This window comes from Caulobacter sp. GW821-FHT09H08 (assembly GCF_059415885.1).
The window spans coordinates 1,040,171-1,060,021 of the sequence record NZ_JBWKOC010000001.1 but is presented as its reverse complement, the minus strand read 5'-3'; the positions used below and the strand labels follow the sequence as shown (position 1 = coordinate 1,060,021).

Sequence of the window (19,851 nt, the reverse complement as noted above, 5' to 3'; positions counted from 1 at the left end):
GGCTTCAGCACACTGGGCAGTGATCGGCGCCCTCGGTCGTGGCGTAGGTGCGGCGGGCGATGTCCTCGAGCACGGCGAGGTCCACGTCGGCCAGCTTGTTCAGATAGAGGCAGGCCTTGGAGCGCTTGTGCTTGCCCAGCGTGTCCAGCAGCGCCTCGTATTCCGGGAAGCCGCCGACATAGAGCACCAGATTGGCCGAACGCGGCGAGAAGCCGATGCGGCACATGTCGCCCTCGTGGCCGCTATCATAGCGATAGTGATAGGTCCCGAAGCCGACGATGGTCGGGCCCCACATCACGGCGGGCTCGCCGGTGATCCTCTCCATCAGCACGCGGAGCGTCTTGCCGTCGGCGCGACGCACGGGATGCTCGACGGCGTCCAGGAAGGCGTCGACGCTCACATCGGTGGGCTTGGTCTTCGTCTCGGCCACGCGCTTCCCCCCGGGCTGACTACCGCTGGGGAGGACTGTCAGGCCTGCGCGCCGTCCGTGGCAAGCCCCTCGCGCTCGTCCTCGCGGGCCTCGCCCCAGAGGGCGATCTTGGTCAGCAGTTCGCGCGGGCTGATCGGTTTGCCGACGTGGTCGTCCATGCCGCTGGCGCGATAGAAGGCGATCTGATCGGGCAAGACGTTGGCGGTCAGGGCGATGATCGGCGTCAGGGCCGCCTCCCCGTCCAGCGCCCGGATGGCGCGGGTGGCGGTCAGGCCGTCCATGCGCGGCATGTGGACGTCCATCAGGATCAGGTCGTAGCCGCCGTCGCGCGCCGCTTCGACGGCCTCGTAGCCGTCGGCGACCACGTCGACCGCGTGGCCCATGGCGCGGACCAGGGTTCCGATCAGCTCACGATTGGCCTCGTTATCGTCGGCGACCAGCAGGTTCAGCGGCCGCGCCGACGTCCGCGCCGCCTCGGGTTCGCGACGCTCGGGCGCGGCGGCGACGGGCAGGTCCAGCACGCACCAGAAGCGCGCGCCCTGACCGTCGATGCTGTCGACGCCGATCGCGCCGCCCATCAGCTCGACGATCTCCTTGCTGATCGCCAGGCCCAGCCCGGTGCCGCCGAACTTGCGCGACACCTCGGGTCCGGCCTGGGCGTAGCGTTCGAAGACCGTGTCCAGCATGGCCGCCGGCACCCCGACACCGGTGTCGGATACGGCCAGCTCAAGACGCGCGACGCCCGACTTGGCGCCGTCGCGGAGTTGCGCGGTCAGGGTCACCGAACCGACGCCCGTGAACTTCACGGCGTTGCCCAGGAAATTGACCAGCACCTGGCGCAGGCGCTCACAGTCGCCCTCCAGCCAATCCGGACAAGCCGGGTCGATGTTCACGACCAGGTCCAGCCCCTTGGACATGGTCTGGGCCTCGAACATGCCGGCGGCCTTGGCCAGCAGCGCGCGCAGCTCGAACGGCCGCGCCTCCAGGTTCACGCCGCCCGCTTCCAGCTTCGAAAAATCGAGGACGTCGTTCAGGGTTTCCAGCAACACCGTCCCAGCGTCACGGATCCGGCCCAGGCGCCGGCGCTGCTCGCCGTCCAGCCTTGAGCCGTCCAGCAGGTCGGTGAAGCCCAGGATGCTGGTCAGCGGGGTGCGCAGCTCGTGGCTCATATTGGCCAGGAAGTCCTGGCGCGCGGCCATGGCGCTCTCGGCCCGCTCGCGCGCCTCGGCCAGGGCGGACTGGGCCTCGACCTCTTCGGTGATGTCGGTTTCGTTGACCAGCACGCAGGGCTCGCCGGTGACCGGGTCGGGCGTGCGGCGCGCGGTCAGGCCGTGCCAGCGGTCGCCACCGGCGGTCATGACGCGATAGGCGCCCTCAAAGGCTTCCCCGCTCAGGACCGAGGCCCACAGCTCGCCACCGGCGTCGCCGTCGGCGAAGATCTCGGCGAACCGCACGCGGGTTCCGGGATAGCTGGCCAGGGCGGCCGGGTTGCCGAACAGGCGGAAGCCGTCGGCGTCGTAGAGGGTGACCAGCGCGCTGGTGTGGCGCAGCGCCTCGATGGCGCGCTGCTCCTCGGCGTCGGCCTCGACCTGCACGCCCTCGAACAGCATGGCCTCGCGGCCGTCGGGCAGGACGATGCGCGAGATCGCCGTCTTCACCGCGACCGGCGCACCGTTGGGATAGAAGGTCCAGCGCTCCTCGACCATGGCGCCGCCCTCGATGCGGGCCGCGATGTCCTCCATGCGCACGCGCACGGCGGGCGACTGGTCGGAGAAGTCGCGAGCGAGCAGAGCGTCCAGGCTGGCCGCGCCCCACAGCGCCAGGGCCGCGCGGTTCGCATAGACCTTGCGCTTGCGGACGTCGTCGAAGACCCAGATCGGACGGCGCAGGCAGTCGAAACCCAGGCCGAGCAGCGGGGGAACATCAGAAGCAGCAATGTTTTGCGCGTTCGACGTCAAGGCGAGTACTTGTGCTCCGTAAGGTCAGGTCCTTAGCAAACTCGCGCTTGGCGACCCGTTAACAGGCAAATTTGTCGCGCCTGCCAACGCCTCGTCCTTGACGTGGATCAACACCAGACTGCGCCGCGATTTTGACGTTTCCCTGGCGGCCCGCCTGCTATACGCCCCTCACCTCCGCGACATTCCGCCGCCCCGCCCCGACCTTCGACTGACCAAAGACGACATGGCCTCTCCCACTCGCGCGCCCGTACTCGCCCTGAAGGACGTCCGTCTCGCCGACGGCGCCAAGCCGTTGTTCGACGGTGTCGACCTGGCCCTGGAGCCGCGCGTGCGCGCCTGCCTGGTCGGCCGCAACGGCGCGGGCAAGTCCACGCTGCTGAAGATCCTGGCCGGCCAGGGCGTCGAGGCCGACAGCGGCGAGCGCGCCGTCCAGCCGGGCGCCAAGGTCGTCTATGTCAGCCAGGAGCCGGACATCACCGGCGAGACCCTGCTCGACTACTGCACCGCCGGCGGGGCCCTGGACTATGAAGCGCAGGCGGCCCTGGCCGACTTCGGCCTCGATCCCGAGAAGAGCACCCAAGGCCTGTCGGGCGGCGAGAAGCGTCGCGCCGCCCTGTCGCGCGCCTTCGCCGAGCAGCCCGACGTGCTGCTGCTGGACGAGCCGACCAACCACCTGGACATCTTCGCGATCCAGACCCTGGAAGAAGAACTGGCCGGCTCCAAGTGCGCCGCCCTGATCGTCAGCCACGACCGCGCCTTCCTGAACCGGGTCACCCAGCGGACCTTCTGGCTGGAGCACCGCAAGGTTCGCCGCCTGGACAAGGGGTTCGGCGAGTTCGAGGTCTGGAGCGAACAGGTCCTGGCCGCCGAGGCCGACGAGGAGCGCCGCCTCAACAAGGTGCTGGAGCGCGAGAACGCCTGGCTAGCGCGCGGCGTCCAGGGCCGTCGCGCCCGCAACGAAGGCCGCCGCCGGGCCCTGATGGACCTGCGCGCGCAGAAGAAGGAACTGCAGGGCGACAAACGCGGCGCGATGTTCATGGCCGTCGAGAGCGCCGCGACCTCGGGCAAGAAGGTCGTCGAGGCCAAGCACCTCACCAAGAAATTCGGCGATCGCGTGATCGTCGAGGACTTCTCGACCCGCATCCTGCGCGGCGACCGCGTGGCCCTGGTCGGCCCCAACGGCGCGGGCAAGACCACGCTGGTGCGGATGCTGCTGGGCGAGCTGGCGCTGGACGCCGGTACGGTGACCCTGGGCACCAACCTGGAGGTCTCGTACATCGACCAGGGCCGCATGGCGCTGTCGGACAAGATCACCCTGTGGGACTTCCTGACCCCCGGCGGCGGCGACTCCATCCTCGTGCGCGGTCAGCCCAAGCACGTGGCGGGCTACGCCAAGGACTTCCTGTTCACCGAGGCCCAGCTGCGCCAGCCGGTCACCAGCCTGTCGGGCGGTGAGCGCAACCGCCTGCTGTTGGCCCGAGCTCTCGCCAACCCCACCAACCTGATGGTGCTGGACGAACCGACCAACGACCTGGACATGGACACGCTGGACCTCCTGGAGGACCTGCTGGCCGATTTCGACGGCACGCTGATCCTGGTCAGCCACGATCGCGACTTCATCGACCGCCTGGCGACCTCGACCATCGCCATGAACGGGCACGGCAAGGTGCTGGAGACCCCCGGCGGCTGGACTGACCTGATCGACCAGAGCCCCGACTTCTTCAAGGGCGCCCGCGGCGCGGCGGCCGGCTCCTCGTTCACCCCGGTGGCCCGCGCCACCAAGGCCGCCGCCCCGGCCCCGGCCGCCGCGCCCCCGCCCAAGAAGGCCGGCAAGCTGACCTTCAAGGACCAGCGCCGCCTGGAGGAGTGCGAGGCCCTGATCGCCAAGAGCCCGGCGATCATCGCCAAGTTCGAGCAGACCCTGGCCGATCCGAACCTCTACAGCCGCGATCCGGCGACCTTCGACAAGACGATGAAGGCGCTCGACAAGGCCCGCGCCGACCTGGAGCAGGCCGAGATGGAATGGCTGGAGCTGGAAGAGAAGAAGGAAGGCCTGGCGGCAGGCTGATCTCGAAGCGTTCAGTATGCGGCGGAAGGTCGCATAAAGTCTCGCTAGAGCTTGCCTTAACGGGTTGTGGGCCTTTCGCTCTCACCTTGACGTCGATTGGCGTAGGGGATCGCTGGGCATGATCGGGACGACAGGCGCGACAGCGTCGCGCACGCGCGACGATCGTCACCAGACCGCCCTGCTGATCGGTTTCGCCCTCGCCTACGTCGCCAGCTTCATTTTCAGCGACCAGTTTACCCGCGACCCGCAGGGCATGCCGGCGCTCTGGCCCGTCAACGCCATCGCCGCCGTCGGCCTCCTGCGCCTGGCGCCGCGCTATCAAGCCGCGCTGTGGGTCATCACCATCGTCACCCGCCTGGTCAGCCACAAGCTGGCCGGCGATCCCTGGCCGATCGTCCTGATCTATACGAGCATCGACTCGCTCGAGGTGCTTCTGGCGACGATCATCACGCGGAAGGTCACGCGCGGTCGCGCCGTCGTGCGCAGCGTCGTCCAGACCCTGCGCCTGATCGCCGCCGTCGTGCCGCTGACCCTGACCATGGCGGTGCTGGGCGCCACCCTGGTGAGCCTGGCGACAGGCGCTTCCTTCTTCGGAGTCTTCTCCGGCTGGGCGATGTGCAACTCGCTCGGCATGGCGGTCACCTTGCCCGCGACCCTGGTCGTCAGCGAGCCGGACCGCTCCTCCACCTATAAACGACCGCCGGCGGTTCACGCGGGGCTCTATCTGGTGGTGGCGGCGACCACGGCGGTGGCCTTCTTCGGCCAGCGCCAGCCGATGCCCTTCCTCATCTTCCCGGCGGCCATGCTGGCGGCGTTCCAGCTGGGTCCCAGAGGCGCGGCCTGGAGCGCGGCCATCGTCGTAACCATCGCCGCGCCGATGTCGCTCGCCGGCCTTGGCGATCACCTCACGACGCCGGGCTGGACCGACGCCAACCGCATCCGGCTGGTCCAGGTCTTCGTCACGGCGATGTTCCTGACCTCCCTGGCCGCCTCGCTGTCCCTCTACCGGCAGGATCGCCTCAAGCGCCTGATGGCCCGCCGCAGCGCGCACGCCCGCGCCGCCCGCGCCCGCGCCCAGGCCGCCAACCTGGCCAAGACCGAGTTCCTGGCCACCATGAGCCACGAGATCCGCACGCCGCTGAACAGCATCCTCGGCTTCTCCGGCCTGCTGGGCGAGACCGAGGCCCTGTCGCCCGACGGCCGCCGCAAGCTGGACCTGATCGCCGGCGCCGGCCACTCGCTGGTGACCCTGGTCAACGACATCCTGGACTTCTCGCGGCTGGAAGCCGGCGGGGTGCAACTGGACCCGCACCCGATCTCGCCCGCCGCGCTGCTGCGCGACACCGCCGCCATCGTCATGCGCGACGCGGCGTCCAAGGGCCTGCCGCTGTTCGTCGAGATCGAGGGCGACGAGACCGCGCTCTACGAACTGGACGAAAGCCGCCTGCGCCAGGTGCTGCTGAACCTGCTGAACAACGCCGTGAAGTTCACGCCGACCGGCCGGGTGACGGCGCGGCTGGCGATCACGCCGGCCGAGGGCGTCCATTCCCTGCGGTTCGAGATCGTCGACACCGGCATCGGCGTTTCGCCCGAGCAGCAGGCGCGGCTCTTCCAGCGCTTCACCCAGGCCGACAGCTCGATCAGCCGCAGCTTCGGCGGCACGGGCCTGGGCCTGGCGATCTGCAAGGCGCTGGTCGGGATCATGGATGGCGAGATCGGTCTCGTCAGCGCCCTGGGCGAAGGCGCCACGGTCTGGGTCGCCCTGCCCGCTCACGCGGTCCCTGCCCCGGCGGTCGCCGCCAGCGAGGCGGACAGCGACACCGCCGCCCGCGTGCTGCTGGTCGACGACCACCCGATGAACCGCGAGCTGGGCGAGGCCATGCTGGTCCTGGCCGGCTGCGAGGTGACCGTGGCCGAGGACGGCGACGAGGCCGTGCGCCTGGCCGCCGATCACGACTTCGACGTCATCCTGATGGACGTCCACATGCCGCGCATGGACGGCCTGGCCGCCACCCGCGCCATCCGCGCCCTTCCCGGCCCGCGCGGACTGACGCCGATCATCGCCCTGACCGCCGACGTCATGCCCCAACAGGTCGAGAAGTGCCGCCGCGCCGGCATGGTCGACCACATCGCCAAGCCGATCGATCGCGACACGCTGTACCGGGTCGTCGAGCACTGGCTGACCCAGGACCGCGCCGCCGCTTGAGGCTCGCCCCCTGGACGCAACCCTGGGCGCAGGTGCTCCCTCTTGAATTGCGGGCAGGCCCATGCATTGTCTGCGCCCGTCCGACCTTGAGCGCTCTGGAAATACAGGCGCTTGGGGCTCGTTTCGCCCCGGAGGCGTCCTGCGGCGAAACGACACATCGGGCGATAAGCGAGCAACTCGGGAGCTCGCGGGCGTATTGATGGTAACGCCGTTCTCCAAGGCCTCCGGGCGTTTGGGTCGGCGCAAGAAGTCTTGGCGTGGTCTCCCGAACCTGGTTCGGCCGCCCGACGCCTGACCGGTCACGTCGCGCAACGGAGCGCGGCTGAATGGGGGACGGAACAGGTATGCCGCACAGGCTGGCTCTGCATGAACAGAGACGTCAGACCGCCCTGCTGCTGGGCCTGTCCGTCGCTGTCGTGGCCAGCATGGTGTTCAGCGAGTACCTGACCCGCACCGTCCTCGGCGTCGCCGCCTTCTGGCCCGCCAACGCCCTGATGGCCGCCGGCCTGATCGCCCTGAACGGCTCGCGCCGGGTGTCGCTGGCGATCGTCTTCGCGGTCTTCCACTTCTCGATCGGCCTGCTGGTCGGCGACAGCCTGGTCCGGGCGCTCGTCTACACGGCGGTCGACGGGTTGGAGGCCGTGGCCATCTGGCTTGTGTGCCTGCGGATCTGGCGCGGCGCGCCGCGTCTCCGCTCGATGCGCTCCCTGGCCCTGCTGCCGGCGGTTACCACGCCGGTCGCGGCGGCGATCAGCCTGTCGTGCGCGAGCATACTGGCTGTCGCGTTCGGGGAGCCGTTCCTGCCCAGCCTGCTGGACTGGTTCCTGCGCGGCGCCCTGGGCCTGGCGATCGCCCTGCCCGCCACCCTGGTGCTGATCGACGCCGAGCATCGCCGCTCGTTCCACCGGTCCTGGCGCGAGCAGCTGTTGCTGATGTTCGCCGTCGCCGCCGTCACCCTGCTTTGCGCCCACCCCGCCTCGAGCGCGCCGCCCTTCCTGATCTTCCCGATCGTCCTGGCCACGGCCTATCGCCTGGGCGCGCGCGGCGCGGCCATGGCGTCGTTGATCGTGGCCGTGATCACCCTGCCGATCGCCATCGCCGGGACCTCTCCCCGCTTCAACGGCGCCATGGGCGCGGTCGCGCAGACCCGTACGATCCAGATCTTCATCGCGGTGCTGTTCTACACCAGCCTCGCCGCCGGCCTGGCCCTGGCCCAGCAGGATCGCCTCAAGCGCCTGCTGCTCCGCCGCGAGCAGTTGACCCGCGCCGCCCGCAGCCGGGCGCTGGCCGCCACCGAGGCCAAGACCGAGTTCCTGGCCACGATGAGCCACGAAATCCGCACGCCGCTGAACAGCGTGCTCGGCTTCGCCCAGCTCCTGGCGACGCGTGACGACCTGGCCCCGGAGGTCCGTCGCCAGGTCAATCTGATCGACAGCGCCGGCGCGGCCCTGCTGACCGTGGTCAACGACATCCTCGACTTCTCGCGGGTCGAGGCGGGCCTGATCGAGCTCTTGCCGCAACCGACCTCGGCCGCGACCCTGCTGCGCGACACCGTGGCGATCATGGCCCCCGAGGCCCGCGCCAAGGGCCTGACCTTGGACCTGGAGATCATCGATCCGGTCGACGCCCTGCACGACCTGGACGCCGACCGCATGCGCCAGGTGCTGATCAACCTGCTGAACAACGCCGTGAAGTTCACCGACGAGGGTCGCATCGACGCGCGGCTGGTGATCGAGCCCGGCGACATCGAGGACCGCCTGCGGTTCGAGATCATCGACACCGGCGTCGGCATCGAGCTCGACAAGCAGGCCCTGCTGTTCCAGCGCTTCTCGCAGGCCGACAGCTCGATGAGCCGGCTGCACGGCGGGGCCGGCCTGGGCCTGGCCATCTGCCGGGCGCTGGTCGAGGTGATGGGCGGCAAGATCGGCGTCGACAGCGTGCCGGGGCGCGGCTCGTGCTTCTGGGTCGAGCTGAACGCCCCCACCGCCGAACCGATCGCCGTCCCCGAGCGCCCCAAGACCACGACACCGGGCGCGGCCAAGATCCTGATCGTCGACGACCACCCGATCAATCTGGAGATCGGCGCGGCGCTGCTGACCCTGGTCGGCTGCGAGGTCGACGTCGCCGAGAACGGCAAGGAAGCCGTCGAGCGCGCCGAGACCGGCGACTACGACATCATCCTGATGGACATCCACATGCCGCAGATGGACGGGCTGCAGGCGACCCGGGCGATCAAGGCCCTGCGCACCCCGGCCGGCAAGGTCCCGATCATCGCCATGAGCGCCGACGCCCTGCCCCGGCAGGTCGAGCGCTGCTACGCCGCCGGCATGGTCGACCACATCGCCAAGCCCATCCAGCGCGAGGTGCTGTACGCCAAGGTCGAGCGCTGGCTGAACCATCACAAGGCTGGGGTGGAGGCTTAAGGCTCTCACCAAACTCAGGCGCCGTCATTCCCGCCCTTGTGGCGGGAATGACGGGATGAAATGTGGTGTGCGTTCTGACTTGGAACTCGATCACGCCGCCTCTACCTTCCTCCTCAAATCGAGGGGAACACATTTCATGCAGCGCCGCGCCTTTGTCGCCACTGGGGCCGCCCTGGGCCTGATGGCCCTCCTCGCCGCTTGTTCTCCGGCCAAGAAGGAAGCCACCGCCCCTGCAGGCGAAACCAAGCTGAAGCTGGCCACCGACTGGCGCGGCGAGGCCGAGCTGGGCGGCTACTACCAGGCGCTGGCGACCGGCGAGTACAAGAAGCGCGGCCTGGACGTGACCCTGATCCAGGGCGGGCCGGCGGTGAACGTGCCCCAGCTGCTGGCCACCGGCGCTGTCGATGTCGGGGTCGGCTCCAACAGCTTCATCGTCATGAACCTGGCCCAGCAGAATACGCCGGTGAAGGCCGTCGCCGCCTTCATGCAGAAGGACCCGCAGGTGCTGATCGCCCACCCGGATCAAGGCATCAACGGCATCGCCGACATGAAGGGCCGACCGATCCTGCTGTCGGACGCCTCGATCACCGCCTTCTGGGTCTGGCTGAAGGCCAAGTACCAGTTCAGCGACGACCAGGTGCGCAAGTACAACTACTCGTCCGCGCCGTTCTTGGCCGACAAGCGCGTGATCCAGCAGGGTTATGCCACCAGCGAGCCGTACCTCATCGAGAAGGAAGGCAAGATCAAGCCGGCGGTCTTCCTGCTGGCCGACAGCGGCTATCCCGCCTACGCCTCGATGGCGCTGGTCCCCGACAGCCTGATCGCCAAGAACCCAGCGGCCGTGCAGGCCTTCGTCGAGGCCACGGCGGCGGGCTGGAAGTCCTATCTCTACGGCGACGCCAAGCCCGGCGACGCGGCGATCCTGAAGGACAATCCGGAGATGACCCAGGACGTCCTCGACCAGGCCCGCGAGAAGATGCGCAGCTACGGCATCGTCGGGAAGGACGGCGAGATCGGCCAGATGAGCGACGCCCGCTGGGCCGAGTTCTTCAAGGTCGCCTCCGAGCAGGGCGTCTATCCCAAGGACATGGACTTCAAGCAGGCCTACACGCTGCAGTTCCTGCCCAAGGGCCAGTAGCCGCCGCCATGGACGTCAAGCCTCCGCACGACTCCGGCCAATACCTGCCGCTGCTGGCGATCGCCGTCGCGCTCGCGGGCTGGCTGGCGGCTGCGTTGTGGGCCGGCAGGGTCGGGCTTCCGGGTGTCGGCTGGGTGCGACGCGCCGAGCGGCCGATCACGTTCTGGACGGGCGCTGGCGTCGTGCTGGTCGCCGCCCTGGCGCTCCTGGCTTACTTCCTGAACAGCCAGCCCTGCATATGACCAGCGTCATCGCCAGCCTCTCCGGCGTCGAGGTCGACTACGCCCGGGGCCGCGCCCTGGGGCCGGTCGATCTGGCGCTCGCGCCCGGTGAGATCGTCGCCCTGGTCGGGCCGTCGGGCTGCGGCAAGTCCACGGCGCTGCGGCTGCTGGCGGGCCTCGAAGCCCCGACGCGCGGGAGCGTGACCCGCGCCGCCGGCAAGGGCGAGACGTCGGTCGTCTTCCAGTCCCACACCCTGGCCCCATGGCTGCCGGCGCGGGACAATGTCGCCCTGCCGCTCGAATTGGCGGGAATAGCCAGAACCCAAGCGCGCGCCTCGGCCGATGAAGCCCTGGCCAAGGTCGGCCTCGCCGCCGCGCTCAACGCCCGCCCCGCTCAGCTGTCCGGCGGCATGGCCATGCGCGCGTCACTGGCCCGGGCCCTGGTCACCCGTCCGCGCCTGCTGTTGCTGGACGAGCCGTTCGCCGCGCTGGACGAGATCACCCGCCGCGCCCTGGCCGACGACGTCCTGGCGCTGGCCGACGAACTGAACCCCGCCGTCGTCTTCGTGACCCACAATGTCGAGGAGGCCGTCTACATGGCCCGCCGCGTGGTGGTCATGACCCCCGGCCCCGGCCGCATCGCCGGCGAGGTCGCCATCGAGGGTCCAGTCGTGCGTCCGGCGGGCTTCCGCACCACCGAGGCCTTCCGCGCCGCCGCCGAGGCGGTGTCGTCCCTGCTGGCGCAAGCCACGGAGCGGGCAGCGTGAAGCGCGTTCTGGCCCCGCTGATCCTGATCGCCGTCCTACTGGGCGGTTGGGAGATCGCCTGCCGCGCCCTGGCCACGCCCGCCTATCTGCTGCCCGCGCCCAGCGCGATCTGGACGGCGCTGCTGCAGTCCTGGCCGTTGCTGCTGGGCTCGGCCTGGGCGACGCTGTCGACGGCTCTGCTAGCCTTGGTGATTTCCAGCCTGGTCGCGTGCGCTCTGGCTCTGGCCGTCAGCCTCAACGGCCTGCTGGAAGACGCCGTCCGCCCGATCGCCGTGACCCTGCAGGTGACGCCCCTGGTGGCCATCGCGCCGCTGGTCACCATCTGGGCCGGCATCGACCACCCCGAGCGCGCCGTGATCGGCCTGGCGGCCGTCGTCGCCTTCTTCCCGATCTTCTCGGGCGCGCTCACCGGCCTGAAGGCGGTCGATCCGGACCTGGCCCGACTGTTCGATCTCTATGGCGCGACGCCCTGGCAGCGCCTGATCCGCCTGCGCCTGCCCTCGGCCGTGCCCGCCCTGCTGGAGGGACACAAGGTCGCAGCGGGCCTGGCCGTCATCGGCGCCGTAGTGGCCGAGTTCGTGGCCGGTTCGGGCGGCGCTCAAGGCCTGGCCTGGCGGATTCTGGAGGCCTACAACCGCCTGCAGACGGCCAAGGTGTTCGCCGCCCTGCTGACCCTGGCCGTCCTGGGCGTCGTGCTGCACGCGGCCATGGAATGGGCCGAGCGTCGACTTCTGGACTCTTGGCGCGGGCGTTAGCCCAAGATTAAGCGGCGCGGCCTAGGAAAGGAATTCGATACGAATTCCGTCCGGACCGATCCATGCGTTCCGCCGCCCTCATCGCCGCAATCGTCTGCGCCGCCCTGACCTCCGTGTCGGCGACCGCGCATGCCGATGACGCGCGCGAGAGCCGCTACGGTCCAGCCCCCGATCGCCCTCCCGCGCCACTGGCGGGCCAAGGCCCCGGCTACACCGGCGCGACCTACAGCGGCCAGATGCTGGGCTGGGGCGGCAAGCGCGAGATCGTCGCGCCCGAGGTCCAGGCGGAGCCCGTGCAGCAGCCTTGGTGGGCGCAACAGCAGCCGCAGGTCGCCCCGCAACCGCAGCCCGCTCCGCGCTACGTTCCCCAGGCGCAGTATCAGTCGCAACCGCAATACCAGCAGCCGGTCCAGGCGCCGCAGCCCCAGCAGGCCTACGCCCCCGCGCCGCGCCCACTGCCGCAGACGATCTACGACGCCCCCCAGGCCGCCCCTCAGGCCGCGCCGCCGGCTCCGACGCAGATCGCCTATGCCGCCCCGGTCCAGCAACAGGCGCCGCAGCCGCGCGCGCTGCAGCCCGGCCAGGTCGGCGTGCGCACCTATTCCGTGGGCCGCCAGTTCGGCATGGCTCCCGATCCCATCCCCGCCGCCGGTCCGCCGCGCATGGTCCTGATCGCTCCGCCCGCCACCGCGCCGGACGACGACAAGCCGCGCGAAGACGACGACCGCGACTGGCCGAGCCAGTCGGGCAAGAGCAAGAAGGACAGCGACCAGTGATGCAGTCGCGTCTCAACGACCTGATCTCGTTGGCCAACGAGCCCTCCAGCGCCAAGCGCCGGGAGCTGCTGCGCGGCGTCACCGACATGTTCTTCGAGGGCGAAGGCCATAACGGCGTCGAGATGGGCCTGTTCGACGACGTCATGAGCCAGCTGGCCGGCGAGATGGAAGAAGCCGTGAAGGCCGAGCTGGCCGAGCGCCTCAGCGACGCCCCGGCTCCCCCGCGCGGCCTGTCGCGCGCCCTGGCCTCGGACTCGATCACCGTCGCCGCGCCGATCCTGCGCAACTCGGCCGCCCTGACCGACGAAGATCTGCTGCACGTGGCCCGTACCCAGGGCCAGGATCACCTGCGCGCCATCTCGCAGCGTCCCAGCGTTTCCAGCACCGTCTCGGACGCCATCGTGGCGCGCGGCGACGACGACACCCTGGGCGTGCTGCTGCGCAACGACGGCGCGGTGCTGTCGCGCGAGGCGCACGAGACGGTCGTCGACCGCGCCGCCGCCAATCCGGCCCTGCACGAGGCGGTCATCGACCGCCAGAGCCTGCCGGTCGACCTGCTGAACGAGATGTACTTCATGGTTGAGGCGCGGCTGCGCGACCGGATCATGGAGAAGAACGCCGGGGTCGACCCCGCCACCCTGGAGGCGGCCCTGGCCGCCGGCCGCAAGCGTGTCGCCACCGACGACGGCGCCCTGCCGCCCGACCACGCCGAGGCCGAGAAGGAATTCCGCAGCCTCCGCGCCAAGGCGCAGATCTCGCCGCAGATGCTGGCCAACATGCTGCGCAACAAGAAGACGACGCTGTTCCTGGTGGCCCTGGCCGACATGGCGGACGTCGACTTCCACACCGCTCGCAAGATCCTGGAACGCCGCGAGATGGACGCCCTGGCGGTCATCTGCAAGGCGGCCAACTTCGACCGTCCGCTGTTCCTGACTTTCGCCCTGCTGATCCTGGAACCCTCGGACGAGGTGATGCTGCGGGCCAAGGCGTATGGCGAGCTCTATGCCGCTCTGCCCCGCGAGTCGGCCCTGCGCACGATCCGCTTCTGGCGCCTGCGCCGCCAGACCGGCGACGTGGCGGCGGCCTAACCTCTCCACACTCCAATTTCCCCGGCGAATGCCGGGGCCCAGATGGAAGAGCGTTTGCGTTGGCTCTATGAGCGCCGCGCTCCTCCAATCAGCCCCAGCGCCTTGAGATCTGGGTCCCGGCATTCGCCGGGAAGATCGGATGTTTGGTAGCGGCGTTGAACTTCAGCCTTTCTCGCGCCTTGCTTGCGCCATGGCGGACGGTCAAGGTGCCGCCCTCTGAAATTCTCCTGCCCTGGATTCTCGATGATCAGCGCTTCGCGCTTGGCGCTCGTCGCCGCCGCCGGCCTTTCGGTCGCTGCTTGCTCGCACCTTCCCAAGCCTTCCCTGCCCTTCGCCAAGAAGGACGAGGCCGCCGCTCCCGCCGCCGCCGCGCCGAAGGGCGCTCCGGAAGCGCCCGCCCTGGCCGGGCCCAAGATCACCGACCTCAAGCCCGGGCAGTGGGCGCAGGAGATTTCCGACGTCGCGCCCGATCCGGCCTGGCGTTTCGGCGTGCTGCCCAACGGCATGCGCTACGCCCTGCGCAAGAACGCCACCCCGCCCGGCCAGGCCTCGGTGCGCCTGTGGTTCGACGCCGGCTCGATGATGGAGGCCGACGACCAGCAGGGCCTGGCCCACTTCCTCGAGCACATGGCCTTCAACGGTTCCAAGAACGTGCCCGAAGGCGAGATGATCAAGATCCTGGAGCGCCACGGCCTGGCGTTCGGGGCCGACACCAACGCCTCGACCAGCTTCGACGAGACCATCTACCAGCTGGACCTGCCCAAGACGGACAACGACACGGTCGACACCTCGCTGATGCTGCTGCGGGAAGCCGCCGGCGAGCTGACCATCGCCCCCGAGGCCGTCGACCGCGAGCGCGGCGTGGTGCTGTCGGAGGAACGCACCCGCGACAGCCCCGGCTATCGCGTCGCCATCGCCACCCTGTCGGCCCAGATGGAAGGCCAGCTGCCGCCCAAGCGGATCCCGATCGGCAAGACCGACGTCCTGAAGACCGCGCCCGCCCAGCGCATCCGCGACTTCTACGAGGCCTATTACCGTCCCGAGCGGGCGGTGCTGGTGATGGTGGGCGACTTCGACGTCGACGCCATGGAAGCCAAGGTCAAGACCAAGTTCGGCGACTGGGTCGGCAAGGGCGCCAACGGCAAGAACCCCGACGTCGGCCCGGTGGCCAAGCGCGGCCCGACCGCCAAGCTGCTGGTCGAGGCCGGCTCGCCCTGGTCGGTGCAGATGACCTGGATGCGCAAGCCCGACGGCCTCTTGGAAACCAAGGCCGTCGACGAGCGCGATATGCTGGAGAACCTGGGCTTCGCGGTGCTGAACCGTCGGATGCAGGCCCTCGGCCGCTCGGCCGAGCCGCCGTTCATCGCCGGCGGCGCCTTCAAGGGCGACCAGTACGGCGCGGTGCGCGTGACGACCTTCGGCGCCACGGCCCAGCCGGGCAAGTGGCGCGAGGCCATGACCGCCCTCGACGCTGAACAGCGCCGCGCCGTCCAGTACGGCGTGCGCCAGGACGAACTGGATCGCGAGATCGCCGGCCTGCGCGCCGGCCTGGTCGCGGCCGTGGCGGGCGAGGCCACCCAGCGCACGCCAAACCTGGCCAACCAGCTGGTCAACACCCTGGGCGATGGCGAGGTCGTCACCTCGCCCACCCAGAACCTCGCGGCCTTCGACGTCCTGGTGAAGGGCCTGACCGCCGATCGCGTCAACGCCGTGCTGAAGTCCGCCTTCGCCGGCAACGGCCCGCTGGTCGTCATCGCCGCTCCGACCAATGTCGAAGGCGGCGAGCCGGCGATCCTGAAGGCCTATGACGAGCTGAAGAAGACGCCCGTCACGCCGCCGGCCGCGCCCGGCGTGACCGTGTGGCCGTATTCCAGCTTCGGCCCGACCGGCAAGGTCGCCGAGCAGAAGGACGTCACCGACCTCGACACCGTCTTCGTGCGGTTCGAGAACGGCGTGAAGCTGACGATCAAGCCGACCAAGTTCCGCAACGACCAGGTGCTGGTGAAGGTCCGCTCGGGCCGCGGCCTGCTGGACATGGCGTCCGACAAGCAGAGCCCGCTGTGGTCCGGCTCGGCCTTCATCGAGGGCGGCCTCAAGCAGATCAACGCCCAGGACATGGAGCGGGTGCTGACCGGCAAGATCTGGAACGCCGCGCTGGCGGTCGAGGACGACGCCTTCGTCCTGAACGGCCGCACGCGTCCGGAAGACCTGTCGACCGAGATGCAGGTGCTGGCGGCCTTCGCCAGCGAGCCGGGCTGGCGGCCCGAGCCCTTCAATCGGATCAAGACCGCCTACGGCACCATCCACGACCAGCTGCAGAGCACGACCGGCGGCGTCTTCGGTCGCGACCTGGGCGGGCTGATGCACGGCGGCGACCAGCGCTGGACCTTCCCGTCGCGCGAACAGATCGCCGCCTCGTCGCTGGACGAGCTGAAGTCGGCGGTGGCCAACCCGCTGGCCAAGGGCGACCTGGAGATCGTCATCGTCGGCGACACCACGGTCGACAAGGCCATCGCGGCGGTGGCCGACACCTTCGGCGCCCTGCCCGCCCGTCCTGGCGATCCGGCCCTGCCCGGCGCCGAGAAGGCTCCGTTCCCGGCCCCGTCGGCCGAGCCGGTGGTGCGCACCCACAAGGGCCGCGCCGACCAGGCGGCCCTGTTCATGGCCTGGCGCACGGACGATCTGTTCTCGAACCTGCAGCGCTCGCGCGACGTCTCGATCCTGGGCCAGGTGGTGCAGCTGCGCCTGATCGACGAGCTGCGCGAGAAGCAGGGCGCGACCTACTCGCCCAACGCCTCGTCGACGGCCAGCGTCGTCTTCAAGAACTGGGGCTATCTGGCGGTCAGCATGGAGGTGCCGCCCGAGAAGCTGGACGGCGTCGTGGCCTCGATCCGCAAGATCGCCGCCGACCTGCGCGACAAGCCGATCACCGACGACGAGCTGGAGCGGGCCAAGAAGCCGCGCATCGACGCCATCGAGAAGTCGCGCGTGACCAACGAGTACTGGGTCAGCACGCTCTCGGGCGCCCAGAACGATCCGCGCCTGCTGGACGCCACGCGTTCGGTGGTGGCGGGTCTGTCCCGCGTCACCCCGGCCGACGTGCAGAAGGCGGCCAAGACCTACCTGCCCGACGACAAGTCGTGGCTGCTGCTGGTGAAGCCGGAAGCCGGAGCTCCGGCGGCCAAGTAGGGCGCAAACAAAAAGGCCCTCCCGATCGGGAGGGCCTTTTCAGTTCCAGGCTTTCGAAGCGTCCTAGTAGACGACCCCGCCCACGCCGCCGTCCAGGCTGAAGCTGGTCGTCAGGGTCTGGCGCTCCTGGATCACTTCCTCGCGGTAGGCGGTGTATTTCTCGGTGCTGATGATCGTCAGGACCTTCACGCCGGCGCCGAAGCGACGCAGCAGCGAGCGCTCGTTGCAGTCACGGGCCGGCCGTTGCGGGCGGCAGACCAGGCTGCCGGCGCTGCCTTCGCCGCCGGCCAGGCCGGCGCCGCCGCGACCACCACCCATGCCGGGCACGTGGTACAGGGCTTCGTTCTTCTGGCAGACATAGGTCTGGCCGCCGCCGCTGGTCGAGATGTCGATCCGGCCTTCGTAGTCGGCGATGAAGTACTGCATGCGCGAGCCGGCGATGCAGCGATAGAGCTCGCCATCGTACAGGTCGTCGATGTCGCGGTCGGGGGTGACCTGCGAGGCCGGGTGCGGCACGTCGCGGTCATCCAGGCAGACGGCGCGGATGATCACGCGGCGCATCTTGGTGCGGGTGGCTTCATAGGCCTGGCGACGGCGGGCTTCGCCGCCCTCGACGTTCAGACCCTGGATGTAGCCGGAGGCCATGGGCCCCGAATAGTAGCCGCCGTGACCGCCGCCGCCGTAATAGTTGACCGTGCCGGCGCCCGCGCCAGCCACCGCGCCCGAACCGGCGGCCGCGCCGCTGGTGGCCGAGGCGCTGGCGTTGGCGTTCACGATCACGGTCGCGCCGATGTTCACGTTCACGCCGGGAATGTTGACCTTGTGGCCGCCGCCGCAGCAGTTCGTCGGCGGGGTCGGAGGCTTCGGCGGAGGCGGCGGAGGCTTGCAACACGTCGGAGGCGTGGGCGTGCAGCCGGTGGTGCACCCCGCCGCATAGGCCGCGCCGCCGATCAGCAGGCCGCCCAGCAGGGCGCCCAATGCGATCATCCAGCTTCGCGTGTTCAGTTTCGGCGCCTTCATCGGCGGTTCCCTTCACATCGGGTCGTCTCGCTCTCGGTTAAGCAAGAATCGGGCCGCAACCCTCCGTTCCGCCTGGTTTGCGCCAGAATGGGACGGTCGGGGCCTTGGCCCGGTTCTCCCAGCAAGCTCCGTGCGGTCAAAAACCGGCCGCGCGGGACCCGCCAGGGGACGACGATGTTCCATCCAAGCACGGAACGGTTGATAGACTATTGGCGTGACAAGAAGGGCGACGCCGCCTTGCCCCAGCGCGCGGACATCAATCCGGGCGATTTCCTGGAGCTGCTGCCGCAGGTCTTCATCCTGGGCAAGGACGGCGGCAAGCTGCCTTTCCGCCTGGCCGGGGGCTTCGTCACCGACCTTCACGCCCGCGACCTGAGGGGTCAGGACGCCTTGTCCCTGTGGGCCCTGGCCCATCGCCTGGAGCTGAAAAGCGCCCTGGACGTGGCCCGCAAGCGCCGCACGGCCATGGTGGTCACCGCCGACATCCGCGCCCATGGCGTGCCGTCGGTGGGCATGGAGGTGCTGTTCGCGCCGCTGCAGGGCGCGTCGGGCGAGACCGACCGCTTCCTGGGCCTCTACCAGCCGATCGCCATGATGGCCCGCCTGATGGGTCGTCCGGCCTATGAACTGGGCCTGCGCGAGATCAAGCCGCTGGGCGACGGCAACGAGGACATGCCGCGCCTGCGCCTGGCGACGCTGGACGGGCGGGCCATCGCTTAGACTTTCAAATCCGATTTCCCCGGCGAATGCCGGGGCCCAGATGGAAGAGCGCTTGAGTGGGCTCTAAAGGCACCGCGCCCTTCCAATCACCCCTAGCGCCTTGAGATCTGGATCCCGGCATTCGCCGGGGAAATCGGATTGAGGGTTACCGCCCCGCCTCATCCAGCTTCGCCCACACCGCACCCGGCAATTCCAGCCGGGCCGCGCCCATCAGTTCGTTCAGCTGCTCGACCGAGGTCGCGCTGGCCAGCGGCGCGGTGATCGCCGGATGGGCCATGATCCAGGCCAGGGCGACCTGGGCCTGCGAGGCGCCAACCTCCGCCGCCGCCACGTCCAGCGCCGCCAGCACCGCCCGCCCCTTGTCGTTCCAGTAGTCGCGCAGGATGGTCCGCGCCCGCGCCTTGCCCTCGAAGTCGGCCTCGGTGCGGTACTTGCCGCTCAGGAAGCCGGCGGCCAGGCCGTAGAACGGGATGATCCCCAGCCCCTCGGCCTGGGTCAGGTCGGCCAGCGCGCCCTCGACCTGGTCGCGGTCGACCAGATTGAACTTCGGCTGGATCGTCTCGTAGCGCGCCAGGCCATGGGCCTTCGAGGTCGCCAGGTTTTCCGACAGCCGCTCGGGCGAGAAGTTCGACGCGCCCACCGCCCGCACCTTGCCGGCCTTCACCAGGCGGTCGAAGGCCTCCAGCGTCTCGTCGACGGGCGTCTCGGCGTCGTCCTGGTGCGACTGGTAGAGGTCGATATAGTCGGTCTGCAGCCGCTTCAGCGAACCCTCGACCGCCGCCTCGATATTGGCGGCCGACAGGCCCGGCTGCTTGGGCCACATGGCGACCTTGGTCAGGATCAGAACCTTGTCGCGCTTGCCGCTAGCGTTGAGCCAACGGCCGATCACGCCTTCGGACTCTCCCCCCTCATGCCCGGGAACCCAGGCCGAATAGACGTCGGCCGTGTCGACGGCGTTGAAGCCGCCGTCGACGAAGGCGTCCAGCAGGCGATGCGAGGTCGCCTCGTCCGCCGTCCAGCCGAACACGTTGCCGCCGAAGATCAGCGGCGCGGTCGAAAGGCCGGAACGGCCGAGGGGGCGCATGTTCATGG

15 protein-coding genes are annotated in these 19,851 nt (G+C 69.6%); 11 read left to right on the top strand and 4 right to left on the bottom strand.

What is annotated here, in order from left to right:
* Positions 1-4: 4 nt before the first annotated feature.
* Both AC07NN_RS05215 and AC07NN_RS05210 read right to left on the bottom strand, forming a co-directional pair.
* Positions 5-430 (bottom strand): DUF1801 domain-containing protein, encoded by a 426-nt coding sequence (locus AC07NN_RS05215; protein WP_494638127.1) that lies wholly within the window; start codon positions 428-430, stop codon positions 5-7.
* 38 nt (positions 431-468) lie between these two features.
* Entirely contained in the window at positions 469-2,388 is a 1,920-nt protein-coding gene (locus AC07NN_RS05210) for an ATP-binding protein (RefSeq protein ID WP_494638125.1), read from the bottom strand.
* Between the two features lie 223 nt (positions 2,389-2,611).
* Between AC07NN_RS05210 and AC07NN_RS05205 the strand changes: the two genes are divergently transcribed.
* The 10 genes from AC07NN_RS05205 (at position 2,612) to AC07NN_RS05160 (ending at position 17,019) form a co-directional block, all read left to right on the top strand.
* Entirely contained in the window at positions 2,612-4,456 is a 1,845-nt protein-coding gene (locus tag AC07NN_RS05205; protein ID WP_494638123.1) for an ABC-F family ATP-binding cassette domain-containing protein, read from the top strand.
* Positions 4,457-4,574: 118 nt separating this feature from the next.
* Complete coding sequence (locus AC07NN_RS05200) at positions 4,575-6,662, top strand: response regulator (protein ID WP_494638121.1); 2,088 nt, start codon at positions 4,575-4,577, stop codon at positions 6,660-6,662.
* Positions 6,663-7,006: 344 nt separating this feature from the next.
* Positions 7,007-9,085 (top strand): hybrid sensor histidine kinase/response regulator, encoded by a 2,079-nt coding sequence (locus AC07NN_RS05195; RefSeq protein ID WP_494638119.1) that lies wholly within the window; start codon positions 7,007-7,009, stop codon positions 9,083-9,085.
* A gap of 136 nt (positions 9,086-9,221) precedes the next feature.
* The gene (locus tag AC07NN_RS05190; RefSeq protein ID WP_494638117.1) at positions 9,222-10,223 is read left to right on the top strand and encodes an ABC transporter substrate-binding protein; all 1,002 of its coding nucleotides are present in this window, start codon (positions 9,222-9,224) and stop codon (positions 10,221-10,223) included.
* Positions 10,224-10,231: 8 nt separating this feature from the next.
* Positions 10,232-10,465, top strand: coding sequence for a hypothetical protein (locus AC07NN_RS05185; protein WP_494638115.1), 234 nt, complete (start codon positions 10,232-10,234; stop codon positions 10,463-10,465).
* Complete coding sequence (locus AC07NN_RS05180) at positions 10,462-11,211, top strand: ABC transporter ATP-binding protein (RefSeq protein ID WP_494638113.1); 750 nt, start codon at positions 10,462-10,464, stop codon at positions 11,209-11,211. Before AC07NN_RS05185 ends, AC07NN_RS05180 begins: the two co-directional genes overlap by 4 nt.
* Entirely contained in the window at positions 11,208-11,966 is a 759-nt protein-coding gene (locus AC07NN_RS05175) for an ABC transporter permease (protein WP_494638111.1), read from the top strand. The genes AC07NN_RS05180 and AC07NN_RS05175 overlap by 4 nt, the downstream gene beginning before the upstream one ends.
* Positions 11,967-12,028: 62 nt before the next feature.
* Entirely contained in the window at positions 12,029-12,742 is a 714-nt protein-coding gene (locus tag AC07NN_RS05170) for a hypothetical protein (protein ID WP_494638109.1), read from the top strand.
* Positions 12,742-13,830: a DUF2336 domain-containing protein gene (locus AC07NN_RS05165; protein ID WP_494638107.1), complete on the top strand. Its 1,089-nt coding sequence runs from the start codon at positions 12,742-12,744 to the stop codon at positions 13,828-13,830. Before AC07NN_RS05170 ends, AC07NN_RS05165 begins: the two co-directional genes overlap by 1 nt.
* 243 nt (positions 13,831-14,073) lie before the next feature.
* Positions 14,074-17,019 (top strand): M16 family metallopeptidase, encoded by a 2,946-nt coding sequence (locus tag AC07NN_RS05160; protein ID WP_494638105.1) that lies wholly within the window; start codon positions 14,074-14,076, stop codon positions 17,017-17,019.
* Positions 17,020-17,082: 63 nt separating this feature from the next.
* On the opposite strand, the gene AC07NN_RS05155 is transcribed toward AC07NN_RS05160, so the two are convergent.
* On the bottom strand, positions 17,083-18,039 hold the full coding sequence (locus tag AC07NN_RS05155; protein WP_494638103.1) for a hypothetical protein: 957 nt from the start codon (positions 18,037-18,039) through the stop codon (positions 17,083-17,085).
* A 174-nt stretch (positions 18,040-18,213) separates the two neighbouring features.
* Here AC07NN_RS05155 and AC07NN_RS05150 point away from each other — a divergent pair, with 174 nt between their 5' ends.
* Positions 18,214-18,759, top strand: a complete 546-nt coding sequence (locus tag AC07NN_RS05150; RefSeq protein ID WP_494638101.1) for a PAS domain-containing protein — start codon at positions 18,214-18,216, stop codon at positions 18,757-18,759.
* 145 nt (positions 18,760-18,904) lie between these two features.
* Here AC07NN_RS05150 and AC07NN_RS05145 read toward each other — a convergent pair whose 3' ends face one another.
* Positions 18,905-19,849 carry an aldo/keto reductase gene (locus AC07NN_RS05145; RefSeq protein ID WP_494638099.1) on the bottom strand — a complete coding sequence of 315 codons (945 nt, stop codon included), beginning with the start codon at positions 19,847-19,849 and terminating at the stop codon, positions 18,905-18,907.
* Positions 19,850-19,851 lie beyond the last annotated feature (2 nt).

Excerpts from the sequence above, each read along its gene's own strand:
- AC07NN_RS05145 (WP_494638099.1), bottom strand. The coding sequence starts at position 19,849 with ATGAACATGCGCCCCCTCGGCCGTTCCGGCCTTTCGACCGCGCCGCTG.
- AC07NN_RS05200 (WP_494638121.1), top strand. The coding sequence starts at position 4,575 with ATGATCGGGACGACAGGCGCGACAGCGTCGCGCACGCGCGACGATCGT.
- AC07NN_RS05165 (WP_494638107.1), top strand. The coding sequence starts at position 12,742 with ATGCAGTCGCGTCTCAACGACCTGATCTCGTTGGCCAACGAGCCCTCC.
- AC07NN_RS05190 (WP_494638117.1), top strand. The coding sequence starts at position 9,222 with ATGCAGCGCCGCGCCTTTGTCGCCACTGGGGCCGCCCTGGGCCTGATG.
- AC07NN_RS05185 (WP_494638115.1), top strand. The coding sequence starts at position 10,232 with ATGGACGTCAAGCCTCCGCACGACTCCGGCCAATACCTGCCGCTGCTG.
- AC07NN_RS05170 (WP_494638109.1), top strand. The coding sequence starts at position 12,029 with ATGCGTTCCGCCGCCCTCATCGCCGCAATCGTCTGCGCCGCCCTGACC.
- AC07NN_RS05160 (WP_494638105.1), top strand. The coding sequence starts at position 14,074 with ATGATCAGCGCTTCGCGCTTGGCGCTCGTCGCCGCCGCCGGCCTTTCG.
- AC07NN_RS05155 (WP_494638103.1), bottom strand. The coding sequence starts at position 18,039 with ATGAAGGCGCCGAAACTGAACACGCGAAGCTGGATGATCGCATTGGGC.
- AC07NN_RS05150 (WP_494638101.1), top strand. The coding sequence starts at position 18,214 with ATGTTCCATCCAAGCACGGAACGGTTGATAGACTATTGGCGTGACAAG.
- AC07NN_RS05180 (WP_494638113.1), top strand. The coding sequence starts at position 10,462 with ATGACCAGCGTCATCGCCAGCCTCTCCGGCGTCGAGGTCGACTACGCC.
- AC07NN_RS05195 (WP_494638119.1), top strand. The coding sequence starts at position 7,007 with ATGCCGCACAGGCTGGCTCTGCATGAACAGAGACGTCAGACCGCCCTG.
- AC07NN_RS05205 (WP_494638123.1), top strand. The coding sequence starts at position 2,612 with ATGGCCTCTCCCACTCGCGCGCCCGTACTCGCCCTGAAGGACGTCCGT.